This window comes from Bradyrhizobium nitroreducens (genome assembly GCF_002776695.1).
GTDB classification, from domain to species: Bacteria; Pseudomonadota; Alphaproteobacteria; order Rhizobiales; family Xanthobacteraceae; genus Bradyrhizobium; species Bradyrhizobium nitroreducens.
Map to the genome: position 1 here is coordinate 7059042 of NZ_LFJC01000003.1, position 20860 is coordinate 7079901.

The window sequence follows — 20860 nt, forward strand, 5'->3', positions numbered from 1 at the left end:
CTATCGTCGTGCCCGGCGCGAAGGCCGCGCGTCGTCGGCCGCGGCGGCCAGCACGCCATCAAGGGCTTCGGTCGGCCCGCCGAGCGCGCGCGTCAGCCGGATGGCGGCCTTCAACAGCAGTGTGGTCATCGCCTTGATGTTGTCCCGCGTGAAGCGCGGCTTGGGCCCCGAGAGCGACAAGGCGCCGACACATTTGCCACCGGGTCCGAACACCGGGCAGGCGAGCCCGGCGCAATCGGGATCACGCTCGCCAAAGGACACCGCCATGCAGCCCTCGCGGATCTCGTCATAGGCTTCGCCTTTCTCGCCGTCGAAGGCGAGGATGACCCGGCCCGCCGCGCCGCGGTCGAGCGGCAGCAGCATGCCGGCTTCCACCCGGTCCAGCGTCGAATGCTGGGAATCGACGCGAAAGACGCAGAGCCGGCGCCTGGCGTCATGCCGCACGTGGAATGAGGGGCTCTCGGTCCCGTCGGCCACGAGCTGACGCAACAGCGGCATCACCCGGTCATGCATGTTGTTGCTGCGCTGGTAGACCGCACCGAGCCGGAACGGCGTCGGACCGAGATGGTAGCGGCCATCGGCGAACTGCACGAGATAGCCGAACTCCTGCAGCGACGTCATCAGCCGAAGCAGCGTGCTTTTGTACATCTTGGTGCGCCGGGCGAGCTCGGCCAGCGTCATCGGCTCCGGCGCATCCTCGAAGGCCGCCAAAATGCTCAGGGCTCGGTCAACGGCGGCGACACCGGGCGAAGGCATCGGGTCTCCTATTGGGGAAATCCAGAGGGATCGATCAGCTTGGCGATGACGGGAAAATACGCATCGCCCATGCCCTTGTCGATCGTCTCCTGGAAAATCTCGCGCATCAGCGCCGCGCCGCGCAAGCTCAGGCCGGCCTGGGCGCCCAGCTCCAGCGCGTAGGACAGATCCTTCATGGCATATTCGGTCGAGAAGGCCCGCAGCGGAAACTCCTTCGCGATGATCGCCTTCATGCCATGGTTGCGCAGCGCGAAGCTGTCTGCGGAGCCCTTCGACAGCGTCTCCAGCAGCAGCTTCGGCTCGACGCCACTGTGCTTGGCGAGCGCGACGGCTTCGGCCAGCGCGTTGACTGTCTCGAACAGCACCATGTTATTCAGGATCTTGGTCACCTGCCCCGCGCCGGTCCCGCCGCAGAGCGTGACATCGGTGGCAAAATGCCGGATCAGCGGCTCGACCACAGCGAACTGCTCGGGCGTCGCACCAACCATGACGCTGAGCGTGCCGTCCTGCGCGGCCTGGCGTGTGCGCGCGATCGGAGCATCGATCCAGAGTGCACCGTTGTCGGCGAGTTGCTTGGCGAAAGACCGCGTCTGGCCGACATCGGAGGTGCCAAGATCGATCACGGTCTGGCCGCGCCTGATCGCCGGCAGGATGCCCTCGAAGACGGACGTCACGTGCTTGGCGCTGGGCAGACACAGGAAGATCGTCTCCGCACCGGCGACCACATCCCCGATCGACTTCGCCGCGGTCGCGCCGTCGGCTACGATCCGCGCCAACGGCTCCGCATCGAGGTCGAACGCAAGCACCGTTCGTCCACTCTTGCGCAACAGGTTGCGGCAAATCGGCTCGCCCATGACGCCGAGACCGATGAATCCAATCGAACCAGACATTCCGTATTCTCCTCGAAATCCTGCGACCGGACGGCGACCAAGCCGTCCGGTCGCCGCACTTACTTCACCAGCGGGCAACCACCCTCGCTCATCGGCCGGAAAACCTCCCCGCCCGGCTTCGAGCTGACGACCCGGTAGAAATCGTATTTGTACTTGGATTCCTCCGGCTTCTTCACCTGGACCAGGTACATCGTGTGCAGCACGCGCCCGTCGGGGCGGATCGCGACATCCTTGTTGTACATGTCGTTGACCTTCAGCTCGTGCATCTTGGCGGCAACGGCCGTCGTGTCGGTGGTGCCGGCGGCCTTCACGGCGGCGAGGTAGTGATGGACGCCGCTGTAGACACCGGCCTGCACCATGCTGGCAACCTTGCCGTCCATCAGGCCAGCGTAGCGCTTCGACCAGGCGCGGGTCTGCTCGTCGAGATCCCAGTAGAACGAGGTCGTCACCTGCAGGCCTTGCGTGACCTTCAGGCCGAGCGAATTCACGTCGGTGATGAAGACGAGCAGGCCGGCAAGCTTCTGGCCGCCCTCGACGACGCCGAACTCGCCGGCCTGCTTGATCGCGGTCTGCACGTCGGCGCCTGATGTCGCGAGACCAACGACGTCGGCCTTGGAGCCCTGCGCCTGCAACAGGAACGAGGCGAAGTCGGCAGTGCCCAGCGGATGCGCGGCCGAGCCGATCACCTTGCCACCGGCCGCCTCGATGAACTTCGTGGCGTCGCGCTGCAGCGCGTGACCGAAGGCATAGTCGGCCGTGACGAAATACCAGGTCTTGCCACCGGCACGCGTGATCGCGTCACTGGTCAGCTTCGACAGCGCATAGGTGTCGTAGTTGAAGTGGAAGCTGACTGGCGAGCAGGATTTTCCCGTGAAATCGGACGAGCCGGGGCCGGAGATGACGAAGATCCTGTTCTTCTGCTTGGCAACTTCGAGGATGGCAAAGCCGGCGGACGATGCCGCGCCGTCCGCGATCATGTCGACACCTTCGTTGTCGAACCATTTTCGCGCCGTGGCCGAAGCGATGTCCGGCTTGTTCTGGTGGTCGGCCGAGATGATCTCGATCTTCTTGCCGAGCAGCTCGTTGCCGAAATCTTCGGCTGCGAGCTTTGCGGCCGCAACCGAGCCGCGTCCGCCATTGTCCGCGAACACGCCGGACTGGTCGTTGAGCACGCCGATCCTGATAACATTGTCGGCCGCAATTGCGGCACTCGCCTGCACGGCCAGAACGGCCGCCATCACCCAACGCAACTTCATAACATACGCCTCCCGTTTACAACTTCTGCTTATCGAGGATGTCTTGCAGCACCGGCGCGATGTAGCGGCGGAACTGGTCAGGGTTTTCGCTCATCGGAAAATGGCCGAGCCGCTCCATGACGGTCGCCTTCGCGCCGGGGATGCCGGCGGCGGTGCGCAGCGTGTCCTCGGGCGTGCAGGAGAAGTCGTACTCGCCGGTCAGGAGGTAGAGCGGACATTGGCTGACGTCGATGGCACAGGTGCGTCCGCGCAGGTCGCCATCGACGCGATAGAAATAGAGATCACCCTTGAAGATGCCGGGGCCGCCCTGCTTGTAGCCCCACAGCGTTTCATTGCGCGCGGCCTCGGGGCCGTTTGGCGCGATCAATCCCGACACCAGGGCAGCGCAGATCTCGCCGCCATGAACGTCGGGCCGGTTCAGCCACGCCGTGTCGTACCATGGCTGCTGGAAATCCGCGGCCTCGAGCCCGATCAAGGCGCGGAAGTCGTGCGCATGCGCGATAGCGAGATTGAGCACGATACGGCCGCCGATCGAGCAACCCATCACCACTGGCCTGTCCAGCCCGAGCGCCTTGCAGAACGCGCGGATGGTCGCGGTGTAGCTGGCAGTGGTCAGCCGGTATTCGCTGCCAAATTGGCTGTCGGGCGGATTGGACTTGCCGTGCCAGGGCATGTCAAAGGCGATGACGCGGAAATGCTTGGTGAATTCATCGTCCACGAGCAGGTGACGCCACTGCCGCGCATCCGAGCCGGCGGTATGGAGGCAGACCAATGGGATGCCGCTGCCGTTCTCCTCGAAATAGATCCGGTTGACCTCGCCATCGATCTCGACATGGACGTAGCGCCCGACGATCGGCTCTACAAAGCCGTTCATGACACACCTCCAAAGGCGCTCCGCCGGGGCAGCGCCAGCAGGTCCTTGAAGTACTGAAGATGCGTCATGAACGGATGCAGATCGCCTTCGAGCGTTGCCTGCCCACGCTTGGTCAACGCCAGGAGATCGTGCCATCCCGCCGGCGGCATCGTCTGCCAATAGGCGGCGAACGCGGCGGGCGTCGCGCGATAGGCGAAGCGCCAGGAGCGCATCAGCACCGGCGTCGGCGTCATATCGACGATCCGGCCGGCGCGGATCGCGACGTGAAAGGGCTGCGTGCTTGGCCCGAGCAGACAGTCGACGTCCAGCCACCGGCCGCGCGCAGTCAACGCCGCATCGCGCACCAGCAGATCGGGGATCGCCTTGAAAGCCGCAAGAACGGCGTCAGGCGTGAATGACACCGGCGGATCGGCGTCGCGGCGAACGCATTCGGATTCCATCGTTTCATCCCTTGAAGCCGTCGTTCTGTCAGATAGAACGATATTCTATTTCTAATCCAGATCTATACAGGGCTCGCGAGCGAACTCAAGTCCACACCGCAATCGTGGGAAGGAATGCCCCTGCAGAGGAGAGAGGCCTGACGCGCGACGATGGAATGTGGAGCCGGACGCGTGGCTCGCGATCAAGCCTCGAAGACGCGCATGATCAACCAATAGCTGCCCAGCAGGCTGATTGCCGCTGATATCGCATAGACCAGCCTTGCCGCCCTCACCGGTTCGACGCGACCGGCAGCCGGTCCAGCAGCCCGAGCACCTGCAGCACAATCACGACGATCGCGATCTGCCCGATCTCGACGCCGATGTTGAAAGCACCGAGAGCCGGCACGATCGCATTCGGCGGCAAGCCGACTTCACGAAGCACGCCGGCAAAGCCGAAGCCGTGGATCAGGCCGAACAAGAAAGCGACGCGCCAGCGCCTGTCGATATCGCGCGAGATAAAATTCTCGACGGCCACGACGATGACCGACGCTGCGATCGTCGGTTCCACGATGCGGCCGGTGACGACGACGAGATCCAGCGCGGCCAGCGACAAGGTGATCGAGTGTGCGACCGTGAAAGCGGTGACGATCTTGATGACGGGGATCAACCGGCAGGCCCACAGCATCGCGGCGATCAGGAAGGCGATGTGATCGTAGCCAAGGAAAATATGCTCGATGCCGGTGAGCAGATAACGCTCGACGGTCGACCACGACGACGGCGCCGCCGAAAGCGTCACCGTCGTATGGCCCGCGTCGAGCAAAGCTTGCGTTTCGGACTTGTCTCTTGCGATCAGAACGACATGGCGAGCGGCCGTATCTCTCCCGGTCAGCACGCTGGAGCGGTAGACGATGTCGCCGGCCCCGGTGCAGGCGAAACGGGTGCGATAGATGACACCGTCGCCATCGGGCAGGATCGCGACATCGCCGCGCGGGCAAGCTGTGCCGTCGCTTATCACGGCCAGGTGCGTCTCGAAATAGCTGAGGATCGCAGCTTTGGCCGCACCGATCGCGGCCGGATCGACCGTGTCCTGCCGCGCATCGTACACCTTGGCGCCGATCAGACGATCGATATCGCTGCCCTTCAGGCCCAACTCGACCCTCACCGTACGATCTCCGGCCAGCGCGACACGAGCCGTCACAAGGTTGACCTGATGCGCCTCAGCCGGCAGGCAGAGCCCGAGCACAGCCGCGAGCCACAGGAACTGCGGCCGAATCATGATTGCGCTCCGCCGTCCTCACGCCAGCACATCGGCGGCGACCGCCTTGAGGACATCCCGCACGTCGGTAGGCTTCAGCCGTACCTGCAAGCCGCGCTGGCCACCGTTCAGATAGACGAGGTCGTGGGTGAGCGCGCTCTGCTCGATCACGGTCGGTACCTGCTTGCGCTGCCCGAACGGGCTGATGCCGCCGACCTTGTATCCGGTGACGCGCTCGGCCTCCGGCGGCTTCATCATCTGCGCCGACTTGCCGCCGACCGCAGCGGCGAGCTTCTTCATCGAGACTTCCTGGTCCGACGGAACGATCACGCAGACCGGCTTGCCGTCGACCAGCGCCATCAGCGTCTTCAATACGCGCCCTGGGTCCTCACCGAGCGCGGCCGCCGCCTGCAGCCCGATGCTCTCGGCGTCGGGATCATAGTCGTAAGTGTGAACGGTGAAGGCGACACCGGCGGCTGTGAGCGCGCGCGTGGCTGGGGTGACTTTGGACATGGACGATGTTTACCACCGTCATTGCGAGGAGCGAAGCGGCGAAGCAATCCGAAATCCCGTCGGAGAGACAGTCTGGATTGCTTCACTCGCATTGACGGTTTGGCAGCTATGCCCGCCACACATTCAACCGTCGTCCCCGCGCACGCACGGACCCATAACCCCAGGGAGGAGTTTGGCGAAGACCCGGCGTCAGGGACTGCGACCGTCGGCAGTCGATAGATCACGCGGTATGGGTCCGTGCGTTCGCAGGGACGACACCGTTGGTTTGGCGGCACCGCGCCGCCAAACGATGGCTCTTACTCCGCCGCGTCCCGCATCTCCGCCCGCTCGGCGCGCGCCGCGCAGAACTTGAACTCCGGGATCTTGCCGAACGGATCGAGCGCCGGGTTGGTCAGCAGGTTCGCCGCTGCTTCCGCGTAACAGAACGGCATGAAGACCATGTTCTCGGGCACGTCGCGGTCGGAACGGACCTTGACCTCGACCGCGCCGCGGCGGGTCTCCAGGCGGATGAAATCGCCGGGTGCGAGGTTCTTCTTGCGCATGTCCTTCGGCGACATGAAGGCGACCGCCTCGGGCTCGATCTGGTCGAGCACCTGGGCGCGGCGCGTCATCGAGCCGGTGTGCCAGTGCTCCAGCACGCGGCCGGTCGAGAGCACCATCGGATATTCGTCGTCCGGGATCTCGTCCGGCGGGATCACCTTGGCCGGCACGATCTTGCCGCGCCCGCTGGCGGTCGGGAAGCCCGTGGTGAAGATGATCTCGTTGCCGGGCACGTCGGGGCCGTCGACTGGATAGGTCACCGCGCCTTCGCGCACCAGCCGCTCCCAGGTGATGTTCTTCAGCGACGGCATCAGCTGCGCCATCTCGGTGAAGACGTCGCCGGGACCGGCATAATTCCACGGCAGGCCCATGCGCTTGCCGATCTCCTGGATGATCCAGAGATCCTGCCGCGCATCGCCGGGCGGCTTGATCACCTGGCGCGCGAGCTGCACGCGGCGATCGGTATTGGTGAAGGAGCCGTCCTTCTCCGCGAAGGCCGAAGCCGGCAGGATCACGTCGGCGTGGAACGCGGTCTCCGTGACGAAGAGATCCTGCACCACGAGATGGTCGAGCATGGCAAGCGCGTGACGCGCATGCTGCAGATCGGGGTCGGACATCGCGGGGTTCTCGCCCTCGATATACATGCCCGTGATCTCGCCGGCGTGGATCGCGTTCATGATCTCGACCACGGTCAGGCCGCGGACGGGATCGAGATCCTGCTGCCAGAGCTTTTCGAAGCTGCCGCGCAGATCGTCGCGGCCGACCGGCTGATAGTCCGGCAGGAACATCGGGATCAGGCCGGCGTCGGAGGCGCCCTGCACGTTGTTCTGGCCGCGCAGCGGATGCAGGCCCGTGCCGGGACGGCCGACCTGACCGGTGATCAGCGCCAGCGCGATCAGGCAGCGCGCATTGTCGGTGCCGTGGACATGCTGGCTGATGCCCATGCCCCAGAAGATGATCGACGATTTTGCGCGCGCGTAGGTCCGCGCGACCTCGCGCAGGGTCTGCGCCGGGATGCCGCAGATCGCCTCCATCTTCTCCGGCGTGAACTCCTTGATCTTCTCCTTGAGGTCCTCGAAGCCTTCGGTGTAGCCGGCGATATACTGGTCGTCGGTCAGGCCTTCGGTGATGATCGTGTTGATCATCGCATTCAGCATGGCGACATCGGAGCCCGGCTTGAACTGCAGATGTTTGGTCGCATGCCGCGAAAGCGTCTGCCGCCGCGGATCCATCACGAACAGTTTCGCGCCGTTCTGCTTGACCGCATTCTTGATGAAGGTCGCGGCGACCGGATGGTTCACGGTCGGGTTGGCGCCGATCACGATGATGACTTCGGCATCCATCGCAGCCGCGAACGGTGCCGACACCGCGCCTGAGCTCAGGCCCTCGAACAGCGCCGCCACCGACGAGGCGTGGCACAGGCGGGTGCAGTGGTCGACATTGTTGGAGCCGAAGCCGGTGCGCACCAGCTTCTGGAATAGATAGGCCTCTTCGTTCGAGCCCTTGGCCGAGCCGAAGCCGGCCAGCGCCTTCGCACCCTTCTCATCGCGGATCTTGACGAGGCCCTTGGCGGCGATGTCGAGCGCTTCTTCCCAGCTCGCTTCACGGAAATGGGTGAAGGGATTGGCGGGATCGACCTGGTCGTTGGCATCCTTCTTCGCATTCGGCAGCCGCACCAGCGGTTTTGTGAGACGATGCGGATGGTGGATGTAATCGAAGCCGAAGCGACCCTTGACGCAGAGACGATTGTGATTGGCGGGGCCATCGCGACCTTCCGCATAGATCACCTTCTCGTCCTTGACCTCGTAGGTCACCTGGCAGCCGACGCCGCAGAACGGGCAGAGCGAATCCACCTTCCTGTCGGCATAGGTCACGCGGGTCTGCTTGTCGTCGAGCATCACGGCCGGCATCAACGCGCCAGTCGGACAGGCCTGCACGCATTCGCCGCAGGCGACGCACGTGGACTCGCCCATGGGATCGTCGAAGTCGAACACGATCTTGGAATCGTGATTGCGATACGCCATGCCGATGACGTCGTTGACCTGGACCTCGCGGCAGGCACGCACGCACAGGCCGCACTGGATGCAGGCGTCGAGATTGACGCGCATCGCCGGATGGCTGGCGTCGGTCGCCCAGCGCTCGGCGGCGGGGAAGCGGCTCTCGGTGACTCCAGTGGTCTCGGCCCAGTGCCAGAATTTCGAATCGGGATCGTGGCTGGTCTCGCGCGCCGGCTGGTCGGCGACGAGCAGCTCCATCACCATCTTCTGCGCAGCGGTCGCACGAGCGCTTTCGGTCTTCACCTTCATGCCGATCGACGGCGTGCGCTTGCACGACGCAGCCAGCACGCGCTCGCCCTCGATCTCGACCATGCAGGCGCGGCAATTGCCGTCGGGCCGATAATCGGGCGCGGGTGAATAGCACAGATGCGGAATCTCGCGGCCCTGCCGCTTCGCCACCTGCCAGATGGTCTCGCCGGGCTTGGCCTCGACCTGCTTGCCGTCGAGCTCGAACGCAATCTTGGTCATTCAGCCGCTTCCTTGAACTCGTCAGGGAAATATTTGATCACGGTGGCTAGCGGATTCGATGCCGCCTGTCCGAGCCCGCAGATCGAGGCATCGCGCATCGCCTGGCTCAATTCCTCCAGCAGAGCGCGGTTCCAGACCGGCTTCTGCATCAGCTGCGCCGCCTTCTGGGTTCCGACGCGGCATGGCGTGCATTGGCCGCAGCTCTCGTCCTCGAAAAACTTCATCAGGTTCAATGCGGCCGCACGCACGCTGTCCTGTTGCGACAGGATCACGATCGCGGCCGATCCGATGAAGCAGCCGTATTTCTCCAGCGTGCCGAAATCGAGCGGGATGTCGTCCATCGACGCCGGCAGGATGCCGCCGGAGGCACCGCCCGGCAGGTATGCGTAGAATTGATGGCCATCGGCCATGCCGCCGCAATATTCGTCGATCAATTCGCGCACGGTGATGCCCGCCGGTGCGAGCTTCATGCCGGGATTCTTGACACGCCCGGAGACCGAGAAGCTGCGCAAGCCGTGGCGCTCATGACGGCCGTTGCCCTTCCACCACTCGGCGCCCTTCTCGACGATGTCGCGCACCCACCACAGCGTCTCGATGTTGTTGATCAGCGTCGGCAGGCCGAACAGGCCGACCTGGAATGGATAAGGCGGCTTGTGCCGGGGCAGGCCGCGCTTGCCCTCGATGCTTTCCAGCAGCGAGGATTCCTCGCCGCAGATATAGGCGCCGGCCCCGCGGCGCATGTGCAGGGTCGGCCCGCCCGGCGGCAGCTTTGCGATCTCGCGCTCCAGGATCTCGCGCGAGGCCGGATATTCGTCACGCAGATAGATGTAGACGTCGGAGGCCTGCACGACATGCGCGCCGATCAGCATGCCTTCGAGGAAGCGGTGCGGATCGCTCTCGAGATAGACGCGGTCCTTGAACGTGCCGGGCTCGCCCTCGTCACCGTTGATCGCCATCAGCCGCGGGCCGGGCTCGCCGAGCACCGCGCGCCATTTGCGTCCCGTCGGGAAGCCGGCGCCGCCGAGGCCGCGCAGCGAGGCGTCGTCGAGGCCCTTCAGGAGGTCGTCCGTCGGCAACTCGCCCGACCGCACGCGGCCGAGCAGCTTGTAGCCGCCGCCGGCAACATAGGCGTCGTAGTCGATGTATTTGGGCAGATGAGCGTGGGTGTCACCGGCCTTGGCGGCCGCCATCACGTTGGCGACGGTCGCATGGTCGACGAAATTGTGCCCGACCTCCGCGGCCGGCGCGGTGTCGCAACGCCCGACGCAGGGCGCGCGCACGACGCGGATGCCGGGGCCCGAGGCTTCCTGCAGATCCGCGAGCAGCTTCTCGCCGCCGAGCATCGCGCAGGTGAGAGAATCGCAGACACGGATCGTCAGCGGCGCGATCTCGGGCTCACCCTCCTTCACCACGTCGAAATGCGCGTAGAAGGTCGCGGTCTCGAACACTTCGGCGAAGGCGAGCTTCATCTCGTCGGCGAGCGCGGCGAGATGCGCGGCCGAGATCTGATGATATTTGTCCTGGAGCAGGTGCAGATATTCGATCAACAGATCGCGCCGGCGCGGCCTGTCGCCGAGCAGTTGCTCGATCTCGTGCGCGGCGGTGGGATCGACCTGCCGCCCCTTGGGCGTGGCCTTGGCTCGCTTCCGCCCCTCGCCCGGATGCTCGAACGAGCGGACCTCATGCACGTCGTGGCTCATCGATTCGTCTCGATCCCGTCTTTTAGAACGACTCCAGTTCTAGCTTCTGGCATGCCAGATGCCAAGAAGATTATCATGCTCGCGGAAGCAGTTAAGCGCGCCCCAAGGGCAACCCTGGATCGCTGCCCGGATACGGCCTTGCGTTCGCCCAACGCGCCAACTGCTAGAACGAAGCCTGAATTGGTCTGGAGATCAATAAAGGCTTCCCATGCTGCGATAGCGAAATCGTATCGACTCCCGCTCCGAGGCTAGAGGTGACCCTCCATGCCCCGATGCTGATGGGGTCAGCTCTTGCCCATGCACTCCTCAATATAGAACCAGCGATCGTCGCCCGCGAGGCCCTTGGCCTTCACGTCCTTGCGGCACTCCCTGAGCTTCGGCTTGTTGGCACTCCACTTGGCCTTCATGTCCTTGAGCTTCTGCACCGTCAGCTTGATCTTGCCGGGCTTGGCCTCGGTCGCGGCGGGCGGCGTTGCAGCCGGTGCCGCCGCGGTCTGTGCGGATGCGGATTGCAGGGCGCCGGCGACGAGCAGCACGGCGGCTGCACAAACGAGTTTACGAACCATCGAATTCCCCCAGGGTGATTTTGAAACAAGCGAAACGACCGGCGGGAGCGCGCGCATGGTGTGCTCCCGCCGCTCGCGACGAATGGGCGATCAGAATATCTTGACCGCGCTCTCCAGCGTCTTCCACACGCCCCAGAGCAGGGGAACGCCGACGAAGGCCCAGAACAGCGCCGCCTTGGCGTCGAGCCCGCCAAAGCCGATGCCGTAGGAACCGTGCGGGCCCGCGGCGGCAGCGCTGGCGCTCGCCGCCTGCAGCTTGGCGACATCTGCCTCCTTCATGTGCCACTTCGAATCGACCGGCTTGATCAGGTAGTTGCAGATCAGGCCCGCGATCAGCATCGCGCACAGGATGTACATGGTGGTGTTGTAGAGCTGATCGCGCGGCACGCCAGCCGCGAGCTGGAACTCGCGGATGTAGTTGACCACGACGGGGCCGATGATGCCCGCGGTGGACCATGCCGTCAGCAGCCGGCCGTGGATGGCACCCACGAACTGCGTGCCGAACATGTCGGCGAGATAGGCCGGCACGGTCGCAAAGCCGCCGCCATACATCGACAGGATGATGCCAAAGCCGAGCACGAAGAGCAGCTTCGAGCCCATCGCCGCGAAGGTCGGCGCCAGCGCATAGAGCACGATGCCGAGGATAAAGAAGGTGTAGTAGGTGTTCTTGCGTCCGATCTTGTCCGACAGCGACGCCCAGAAGAAGCGGCCGCCGATGTTGAACAGCGACAGCAATCCGGCGAAGCCCGCGGCGATTGCCGCGATCTGCGCCTTCTGACCGGCATCGAGCGCGTTGAAGCCGACGTCCGGCAGGCCGATCAGCTTGCCGGCGAAGATCTCCTGCAGCATGGGCGAAGCCATGCCGATCACGCCGATACCCGCCGACACGTTCAGGCAGAGCACCCACCAGATCAGCCAGAACTGCGGTGTCTTGTGTGCGTCATTGAGATGCACGTTGTTCTTCGAGATCATCGCGTTGGCCTTGGACGGCGGGGTCCAGCCTTCGGGCTGCCAGCCGGGCGGCGGCAAGCGATAGCGGAACGCGCCGATCATCATGAACACGAAGTAGATGACGCCCATCGCGACGAAGGTCTCCCAGACGCCGACCGACGTCGGGGTCTTGAAGTAGTTCATCAAGAGGTTCGCCAGCGGCGCGCCGATCATGGCGCCGCCGCCGAAGCCCATGATGGCCATGCCGGTCGCCATGCCGCGGCGGTCCGGGAACCACTTCACCAGCGTCGACACCGGCGAGATATAGCCAAGGCCAAGACCGACGCCGCCGATCACGCCCGAACCCAGCCACAGCAGCCAGAGCTGATGGGTGTAGACTCCGATCGCACCGAGGAAGAGGCCGCCGCACCAGCATAGCGCCGAGACGAAGCCGGCCTTGCGCGGTCCCACGCGTTCCAGCCAGCCGCCCCAGACCGCAGCCGCGATACCGAGCAACACGAAGAACAGCGTGTACATCCAGCCCATGCTGGCGACCTTCCAGTCGCAGCTGGTCGTGAACAGCTCCTGCAATAGCGAAATGTCACCGCAGGTCTTCGGCGCGGCGACGCCGATCGCACGCGACAGCGGCAACCAGAACACCGAGAAGCCGTAGGCCATGCCGATGCAGAGATGGATGCACAGCGCCGCAGGCGGCACCAGCCAGCGATTGAAGCCGGCGGTCGCGATCGTGCGTTCACGATCGAGGAAGCCGGAAGCACCAACCGGTGCAAGTACGGTATCGGCAGTCGTCATCAGCATTACCTCCCAAGCGCGGCCTTGCCGGCACATCGGTTTGAAACCGGTCATACGCGTGCTTGGCAGCCGCGCATGACAGGTCCGTCTTCATTCATGCCGAAGTGGAATCGTATGGCGCGCATCGCGTCTTGTGCGCCGAGCAAGCAACTGATCGCGGGCGATGTCCCTTCGCCGGCCAACAGCGTTGCAGTGACGGCTATCGCGCCCTCATCCCCCCTCAACACCCTGTCTCGACATGAGCAACGCGCGTGCCAGAGGTCGCATCGTGTTGATTCAACGGCTTCCCGCAGCGCAACGTGCCACGTCGGACAAAATGTCCTGAATTCCCGGGACAAAATGTCCAGTCAGGTCGCTTCCGGCAGCCACATCGTGAATGTACTTCCGGAACCGAGGTGGCTCTCGGCCGTGATCTGTCCGCCCTGGCGCTTGATCAGGGTCTGGCTGATGGAGAGGCCCAGTCCGGTGCCTTGCCGCCGCTTCGTGGTGTAGAAGGGATCGAATATCTTCTCGATCACCTCATTGCTCATGCCGATGCCGGTGTCAGTGACCTCGATGGCGACGCCTTGATGGCCGTCGCGCTCGGCGTCGAAGGAGCGGAGCGTCAGGGTCCCGCCGTCCGGCATGGCGTGGATCGCGTTGACGATGAGATTGACCAGGACTTGCTGCAGTTCGTTCCGGTTCATCAGCACGAGCCGGCTGGCGCGGTCGTCCCTGACCACGGCGATCTCTGTCTTGTTCAGAAGATGCTGCACCAGCGGCAGACAGTCGGAGATGACGCTCGCGGGCGCATGGCGCTCGACATAGCCGGCATATTCCTCCGGCCTTGCAAACTGCAACAGCTTGGTCACGATCTGGCTGATGCGGTGAATCTGCTCGTCGAGCAGGCGAAATTCGACCTTCGCCTTGTCGGCGTCGGCCCCGAACACGCTGCGGACGACGTCGAGATTGCCCTGCATCACCGCGATCGGATTGTTGATCTCGTGCGCGACTCCGGCGGTGATCTCGCCGATCGCAGCCAGCTTCTCGGACATGATGAGCTGCTTGGTGGTTGCCTCGAGCTTGAGATTGGCGTGCTCGAGGTCCCGGGTGCGCTCCAGCACGCGGACGTTCAGCTCCTCGTTCCATTCCCGGAGCTGTCGGTCGCGTTCCTGGATCTGGTCGAGCAGGCTGTCGAGATGAACCGCGACGCGGCCGATCTCGTCGCCCAACACCGGCATCTTGGTCCGGGCGGAGAGGTTCCCGCGCTCCACCTCGCCGATCGTCGCCGTGACACGCTCCAGCGGCATGAAAATGGAGGTCGCCCAGCGCAGGAAGATCGGCACGGTCGCAGCGGTGATCGCGATGAACGCCGCGATGATGATCGCCAGCGTCTGGTACTTCGCCTCGCTGAACGGCTTCTCCAGAAAGCCGACATAGAGCATGCCGACCCGCTTGCCAAAGCTGTCGACCAGCGGCTCGTAGGCCGAGATGTACCAGTCATTGACGACGAAAGCGCTGTCGAGCCAGGTGCGCCCCTCGCCCAGCACAGCCGAGCGCACCGCCGCCGACACGCGCGTGCCGAGCGCGCGACGTCCCTCGAACAGACGGACGTTGGTCGATATCCGCACGTCGTCCAGGAACAGCGTCGCGGTGCCCTGGCTGCCCTCCGGCAGGCTCGCCGCGCGGTAGACGAGATCGTTGATCGTGTCGATGAATTCGAGGTTCTGGTTGAGCAGCGTGCCGCCGACCAGCGCGGCGGCGCCACCGTCGGGCAGCATCGCCCGGCTCGCCGCGTGCACAACCATGCCGCGCGTCTCCGTGCTGCGGTCGGTCGGCACCGCGTTCGGGGTCGGCACCAGGTCCAATCGCGCCCGCTCGGCCAGGGCCGGCGAAATTGCGGCGAGCTCGTCATTGCCGAAAATGTCTACGCCCGTCGCAGCGACCTTGCCCGACAGCGCCGCCATGACGATCGGCCAGTCATGTCTCGGTCGACGCTGCAGCGGCGGCGATGAGGCCAGGACGTCGCCGCGATCGTTGGTCAGGTACAGGAAATCGAGACCGATCTCCTTGCGGGTCTCGTCGAGCAGATCGCGCAGCGAGCCGCGCGCATCCGGTGCCAGCACCTCGTGGAAGCGGGCCGACAGGCCGAGCGCCCGGACCTGGACGCCGGTCTTTTCCAGGATACGAGCGAGATATTGGTGGGCGATGGTGAGATCGCCGTTGACCTTGGAGATCAGGGCCGCGTCGAATTTCGCGTTCCAACGAAAGATCGCAACACCGAGCAGGAGCGGCAGGATGACCAGCATCGGCAGCAAGGCGATCGCGAGCAACCGGAAGCGGACGGAGCGTCTCCGCACAAGCTCGTCGCTGCGGCGGGCACCATCAGACATCCCATAACGCGCATTTGCGATCGATGGTCTTGCGCGACACGCCGAGGCGCCGGGCCGCCTCCTCGCGGTTGCCATTGACCTCCTTCAGCACACCGAGGATGTGACGGCGCTCGAGCTCCGCGAGACTGTCGGCAGGCGCCGACTGACCGTCGTTGCGAGGACCGGCAAAATCGTCGGGGAAGGCGCCGAGGATCAGCGTGCGCTCGATCAAATTGCGCAGCTCGCGCACGTTGCCTGGCCAGTCATAACTTGCGAGCGCCGCCCGCACCGAGGCGTCGATCGGCACCGGCGGCATGCCGAGCTGAGCCGACAGCTTGCTCATGAAGATGGCGGCAAGCTCCTGCACGTCGTCGCCGCGATCCTTCAGGAGCGGCAAAGGGATCTGCATCACGTTGAGCCGATAGAACAGATCGGCCCGGAAACGCCCGTTTTCGACCTCCTTCTGGAGCTCGGCATTGGTTGCGAAGATGAAACGCAGGTCGACCGGAACTTCGCGCTCGGAGCCGACCGGACGGACGCGGCGGTCTTCGAGCACGCGGAGCAGCTTGCTCTGCATCGGCAGCGGCAGCTCTCCGATCTCGTCGAGGAACAGCGTGCCGCCATGCGCGTACAGGAACAGGCCCTCACGCCCCGAATCGGCGCCGGTGAAGGCGCCCTTGATGTGGCCGAACAGCTCGGCCTCGATCATATCCGGCGGGATCGCCGCGCAATTCACGGGCACGAAGGGCTTGTCGGCGCGGTCGGATAGCGAGTGGATCGAGCGTGCTGCCACTTCCTTGCCGGTGCCGGATGCGCCGGTGAGGAGAACCGAGGTCGGCAGGCGCGCGACGCGGGCGATGGTCTCGCGCACGCGCAGCGTGGCCGCCGACTGCCCGATCAGATTGTCGCGCAGGAAGGTGCGGTCGGACGAGGCACGCAGGGCGTAGCGCAGGACATAATTCTCGCGCTGGAGGCGGACACGGTCGAGGCATCGGGCCACGGCGTTGAGGATCTGGTTGGAGCGAAACGGCTTGAGCACGAAATCGGCCGCGCCGGCGCGCAGCGCCTGGATCGCGGTGTCGAGGTCGGCATAGGCGGTGATCAGGATGGCGTCGGCGAAAAAACCGACGGCGCGCTGCTCGGCGAGCCAATCGACGCCGTTCTTGCCGGGCATGATGTTGTCGAGAATGACGACGTCGTAGCGGTTGGAATCGAGCTTGCGCGAAGCCTGGTCGGTATCGGCCGCCTCGTCCACAAGCTTGCAGCGCGGTCCAAGCGTGCGCACCAGGAAATTCCGCATGCCCGGCTCGTCGTCGACGATCAGGATCGAGGCCTGCGCCAGCGCCCCGAACTCCGGCCCTGCAGCCGTCTTGCCGGACTTGACGGCAGGCTCGCGCCCCACCGCAGGACTTGCGGCAACGCTTGCCCTCGATGTTGAGAAAGTCATGCCCGATGTCTTGGGTTTGAGAGTTTAGGTTTGAGCTCATTCCACCGCATACAGCGGTGCTTTCGCATTGCAGCGAAGTCCCGACCGTTCCTCCGCAGCTGCAACATAGTCAAACGTCGCCGCCGTGAACATTCGCCTTTCTACGAGGCGCCGCTCTTTTCGACCAGGAACACGATGCGCGCCTCGTTGCGTTCGGTGATCTCGACCTTGTCGCCGGTCTCGCGGATCAGGTTCGGAATGTCAATCACCGACAAGGGATCAGTGCAATGGACCTCGAGCTGATCGCCCGGCTGTAACGGCTTGAGCGCCTTGCGCGTCTTCAGGGCGGGCAAGGGGCATTTCAGTCCCGTGAGATCGAGCGTCGTTCTGGTCATGGCGGCAACATGGCGGGAGGGAGCGATGGCGTCAACGAGAGGACTCTCTAGAACAGACCCGCATAGGACAAAAAGCCTACGTCCTGCCCCGGCTCGACCTGCGTCACCTCTTCACCGAGCTCGACGAGGCCTTCGGTCTCGACCAGCGAGGACAACAGCCCCGCCCCCTCGCGCGGAAACTTGATGGCCTCGAGCCCGCCGTCCTGCGCGCGCCGCAAGGAAACGCGCACATATTCACGCCGGCCCGCCTTCTTCTTGTAGGTAAACGCCGCGCGCAACGGGATCGGCGTCAATGGTTCCGGCAAGCTGCCCGCCAGCGCCAGCAGTGTCGGCCGCACCACATGGACGAAGGTCACGAAGCTCGCGACGGGATTGCCGGGCAGTCCGATCAGCGGCGTGCCGTCGATGATGCCCATCGCCACCGGCCGGCCGGGCTTGATCGCCATCCGCCACAGCACCAGCGAGCCGATGCTCTCGACCGCGGCCTTGACGTGATCCTCTTCGCCGGTCGAGACCCCGCCGGTGGTGAGGATCAGATCGTGTTGCCCCGCCACCTGCTTCAGGCCGTCCGCAAGCGAGGTCCGCTCGTCGCGGAGAATGCCGAGGTCGCTGACCTCGCAGCCGAGACGGCGCAGCATCGCCATCAGCATGAAGCGGTTGGAATCGAACAGCTGCGAGGCGGCACGCGGCTCGCCGGGGGACGCCAGCTCGTCGCCGGTCGAGAACACCGCAACGCGAATGCGCCTGACGACGTCGAGACTGACAAGTCCGAACGCCGCCGCGAGCGCGACGTGCTGCGGCCGCAAGCGCTGGCCCGCACGGAGGGCGACATGTCCCTGGGCAATGTCCTCGCCCGCGGGCCGGACATTGGCTCCAGGCTTCAGCCCCGGCGGCAGCACGATCCTGCCTGAAGCATCGATGCGGACGTCCTCCTGCATGAAGACGGTTTCCGCACCCGGCGGCATCGGCGCGCCCGTGAAGATGCGCGCGGTGTGGCCGGGCTTGATCGCTGCCTGGGCAAGCCCGCCGGCCTGGATGCGGCCGTCCAGCGCGAGCGCATGCTCGGCGCCAACAGGGAGATCGGCGGTCCGCACGGCGTAGCCGTCGACGGCCGAGTTGGTGAAGGGCGGCAGCGGCAGCGGCGCCGCGACGTCGCGCGCCAGCACGCGCCCGTCCGCCTCGACCAGCGTCGCTGTCTCCAGATCGGCGATGGCGCTGACGCGCGTCGTGATGAGACCGACGGCGTCGTCGACCGACATCATCGGGCCGCCGAAGGCAAAGCAATCGTCAGAGAGTTGCGCCATGGTGCCTCGTCAGCGTATCGCGGCGCTCTTCGCCACCGCTTCCTCGACCGGCATCGCCGCGCGCAGCAGCAAGGCCGCCGCGCCTTCGATGTCGTCGAGATGGACAGTCGGCAGCCCGGTGTCAATGGCGGTGTCGGTCGCGATCCCGGCAATCCCGGGATCGTCTGGGAACAGCAGCGGCTTTCCGTTTGCCGCGCGATGCACCTCGATCTTGCGATGCGGCTCGCGCTTGAAGCCCTCGACCACGACGAGATCGACGGCGGACAGCTTGCCCAACAGTTCCGGCAGCCGCGGCTCCGCCGCACCGCGCAGTTCGTGCATCAAGGCCCAGCGGTTCGAGGAAGCCACAAGCACCTCGGCCGCGCCGGCCTCCCGATGCCGCCAGGAATCCTTGCCGGGTACATCGACGTCGAACTGGTGATGCGCGTGCTTGATGACCGAGACGCGAAGGCCCTGCGCGTTGAAATGCGGGATCAGCCGCGTCAACAACGTCGTCTTTCCCGCACCGCTCCAGCCCGCCAGGCCGATGACCTTCATTCCAGCTCCGTCTCAGCAGGTCGCATGGTCTGTGGTGGAACCACAGCTCCTCCCCGTCATTGCGAGGTGCTCGTGACAAAATTGCGCAGCAATTTTGCACTGAAGCGACGAAGCAATCCAGACCGTCGCCGCGGAAATAGTCTGGATTGCTTCGCTACGCTCGCAATGACGAACGGAGGGATTTACCTATTCTCGCTCATGCTTATATCGGCTTGACGCGAATGTCATGCTAACCTCACCGCCATGATGAAGATCGACAAAGCCCCGGTGCCCCTGATCATCCCCAATCCGGACGATCCGCGCCTGACCCAGAGCGTGATCGGGACCGACCAGACCGGCGCCAGGGTCGAGATCAAGGTGCCGATGGAGCGGCCGCTGACGCTCTACCTGAATGCGCAGGAGATCGTCACCATGATGACGATCGGCGACTATCCGGAATATCTGGCGCTCGGCTATTTGCTGAACCAGAACATGCTGAAATATAATGACGCCGTCACCGAGGTCGAATACGACGACGATCTCCAGGTGGTCGTGGTGCGCACCGAACATCACACCAATTTCGAGGCCAAGCTGAAGAAGCGCACGCAGACTTCCGGCTGCGCGCAGGGCACGGCCTTTGGCGACCTGCTTGAGGCAGTCGAGAGCGTCGCGCTGCCGAAGGCGGAGCTGCGCACCTCCTGGCTGTACCAGATGACGCAGACCATCAACACCATGCCCTCGCTCTATCTCGAGGCCGGCGCGATCCACGGCTGCGTGCTGTGCAAAGAAGGCGCCCCGCTCTGCTACACCGAGGACGTCGGCCGGCACAACGCCGTCGACAAGATCGCCGGCTGGATGTACCGCCACGGCGTCGACCCCGGCGACAAGATCCTCTACACGACGGGGCGCCTCACCTCGGAGATGGTGATCAAGACGGTGCGGATGGGCATTCCGATCCTGGTGTCGCGGTCCGGCTTCACCGCTTGGGGCGTCGATCTCGCAAGGCAGGTCGGGCTGACGCTGGTCGGACGCACCCGCGGCAAGCGCTTCATCGTCCTCGCGGGCGAGGAGCGCATCGTCTACGACCAGGACCTCGCTTACGTCGAGGAGGAGTCGGCGAAGCACAAGCGCAAGGGTGAAGGTGGTGACGACTGATTTCCCGGCCACGCACATTCCACCAACTCTTGGCGTGCTGCTCGCCGGCGGCCTGGCGCGGCGCATGGGCGGCGGCGACAAGCCAATGCGCACCATCGGCGGCCGCACCATTCTGGAACGCGTGATCGCGCGATTGACGCCCCAATGCAGCGGATTGATCCTGAACGCCAATGGCGATCCCGCGCGCTTCGCCCCATTCGGCTTGCAGGTCATCGCGGACGACGTGCCCAACTTCCCAGGCCCGCTCGCCGGTATTTTGGCCGCCCTCGACTGGACCGCGACGAACCGGCCGGAGATCGAATGGGTGCTCAGCGCCGCCGGCGACTGCCCCTTCCTGCCGCGCGATCTGGTCGCCCGCCTGCATGATGCGCGGAGCCGCGAGAACGCGCAGCTCGCGGTCGCCGCCTCGGGCGAGCAATCGCACCCCGTGATCGGTCTTTGGAAGGTCGCCCTGCGCGACGAGCTGCGCCACGCGCTCGTCGTCGAAGACCTCCGCAAGATCGACCGCTGGACCGCGCGCTATCCGCTGGCGACGGTGACGTGGCCGACCGCGCCGCTCGATCCGTTCTTCAATGCCAACACGGTCGAGGATATCGCCGAGGCGGAGCGGCTGGCGGCTCTGGATGAGGTGTTCTAGTAGTACGCGTGGCAAGGTCGTACACCGAGAAGGCTGCTG

At 64.8% G+C, this 20860-nt stretch carries 18 protein-coding genes; 2 read left to right on the forward strand and 16 right to left on the reverse strand.

The features are described 5' to 3' along the window. The 16 genes from TSA1_RS33525 to mobB form a co-directional block, all read right to left on the reverse strand. Positions 1-756 (reverse strand): IclR family transcriptional regulator, encoded by a 756-nt coding sequence (locus TSA1_RS33525; RefSeq protein WP_100180057.1) that lies wholly within the window; start codon positions 754-756, stop codon positions 1-3. Between the two features lie 8 nt (positions 757-764). Then, entirely contained in the window at positions 765-1646 is an 882-nt protein-coding gene (locus TSA1_RS33530) for an NAD(P)-dependent oxidoreductase (RefSeq protein WP_100180058.1), read from the reverse strand. A gap of 59 nt (positions 1647-1705) precedes the next feature. Further along, positions 1706-2902 (reverse strand): ABC transporter substrate-binding protein, encoded by a 1197-nt coding sequence (locus tag TSA1_RS33535; RefSeq protein ID WP_100180059.1) that lies wholly within the window; start codon positions 2900-2902, stop codon positions 1706-1708. 16 nt (positions 2903-2918) lie between these two features. Continuing rightward, positions 2919-3776, reverse strand: a complete 858-nt coding sequence (locus TSA1_RS33540; RefSeq protein WP_100180060.1) for an alpha/beta fold hydrolase — start codon at positions 3774-3776, stop codon at positions 2919-2921. After that, positions 3773-4216 carry a hypothetical protein gene (locus TSA1_RS33545; protein ID WP_100180061.1) on the reverse strand — a complete coding sequence of 148 codons (444 nt, stop codon included), beginning with the start codon at positions 4214-4216 and terminating at the stop codon, positions 3773-3775. Before TSA1_RS33545 ends, TSA1_RS33540 begins: the two co-directional genes overlap by 4 nt. Positions 4217-4484: 268 nt before the next feature. Next, entirely contained in the window at positions 4485-5471 is a 987-nt protein-coding gene (locus TSA1_RS33550) for a HupE/UreJ family protein (RefSeq protein WP_245448479.1), read from the reverse strand. An 18-nt stretch (positions 5472-5489) separates the two neighbouring features. Continuing rightward, positions 5490-5963, reverse strand: a complete 474-nt coding sequence (gene ybaK, locus TSA1_RS33555; RefSeq protein WP_100180062.1) for a Cys-tRNA(Pro) deacylase — start codon at positions 5961-5963, stop codon at positions 5490-5492. Between the two features lie 296 nt (positions 5964-6259). Beyond that, positions 6260-9028, reverse strand: coding sequence for a formate dehydrogenase subunit alpha (gene fdhF, locus TSA1_RS33560; RefSeq protein WP_100180063.1), 2769 nt, complete (start codon positions 9026-9028; stop codon positions 6260-6262). Beyond that, positions 9025-10728: an NADH-ubiquinone oxidoreductase-F iron-sulfur binding region domain-containing protein gene (locus TSA1_RS33565; protein WP_100180064.1), complete on the reverse strand. Its 1704-nt coding sequence runs from the start codon at positions 10726-10728 to the stop codon at positions 9025-9027. Before TSA1_RS33565 ends, fdhF begins: the two co-directional genes overlap by 4 nt. Before the next feature lie 284 nt (positions 10729-11012). Beyond that, complete coding sequence (locus tag TSA1_RS33570; RefSeq protein WP_100180065.1) at positions 11013-11294, reverse strand: hypothetical protein; 282 nt, start codon at positions 11292-11294, stop codon at positions 11013-11015. Between the two features lie 90 nt (positions 11295-11384). Next, complete coding sequence (locus TSA1_RS33575) at positions 11385-13037, reverse strand: OFA family MFS transporter (RefSeq protein ID WP_100181474.1); 1653 nt, start codon at positions 13035-13037, stop codon at positions 11385-11387. A 347-nt stretch (positions 13038-13384) separates the two neighbouring features. Continuing rightward, positions 13385-15409 carry a sensor histidine kinase gene (locus tag TSA1_RS33580; RefSeq protein ID WP_100180066.1) on the reverse strand — a complete coding sequence of 675 codons (2025 nt, stop codon included), beginning with the start codon at positions 15407-15409 and terminating at the stop codon, positions 13385-13387. Next, positions 15402-16835: a sigma-54-dependent transcriptional regulator gene (locus tag TSA1_RS33585; protein WP_100180067.1), complete on the reverse strand. Its 1434-nt coding sequence runs from the start codon at positions 16833-16835 to the stop codon at positions 15402-15404. Before TSA1_RS33585 ends, TSA1_RS33580 begins: the two co-directional genes overlap by 8 nt. A 140-nt stretch (positions 16836-16975) precedes the next feature. Next, positions 16976-17209: a sulfurtransferase TusA family protein gene (locus tag TSA1_RS33590; protein WP_100180068.1), complete on the reverse strand. Its 234-nt coding sequence runs from the start codon at positions 17207-17209 to the stop codon at positions 16976-16978. 47 nt (positions 17210-17256) lie between these two features. Then, positions 17257-18513, reverse strand: a complete 1257-nt coding sequence (locus TSA1_RS33595; protein ID WP_100180069.1) for a molybdopterin molybdotransferase MoeA — start codon at positions 18511-18513, stop codon at positions 17257-17259. A gap of 9 nt (positions 18514-18522) precedes the next feature. Further along, complete coding sequence (mobB, locus tag TSA1_RS33600; protein WP_100180070.1) at positions 18523-19050, reverse strand: molybdopterin-guanine dinucleotide biosynthesis protein B; 528 nt, start codon at positions 19048-19050, stop codon at positions 18523-18525. Positions 19051-19293: 243 nt separating this feature from the next. Between mobB and fdhD the strand changes: the two genes are divergently transcribed. Further along, positions 19294-20184 carry a formate dehydrogenase accessory sulfurtransferase FdhD gene (gene fdhD, locus TSA1_RS33605; RefSeq protein WP_100180071.1) on the forward strand — a complete coding sequence of 297 codons (891 nt, stop codon included), beginning with the start codon at positions 19294-19296 and terminating at the stop codon, positions 20182-20184. Then, entirely contained in the window at positions 20165-20821 is a 657-nt protein-coding gene (gene mobA / locus TSA1_RS33610) for a molybdenum cofactor guanylyltransferase MobA (RefSeq protein WP_100180072.1), read from the forward strand. The genes fdhD and mobA overlap by 20 nt, the downstream gene beginning before the upstream one ends. Positions 20822-20860 lie beyond the last annotated feature (39 nt).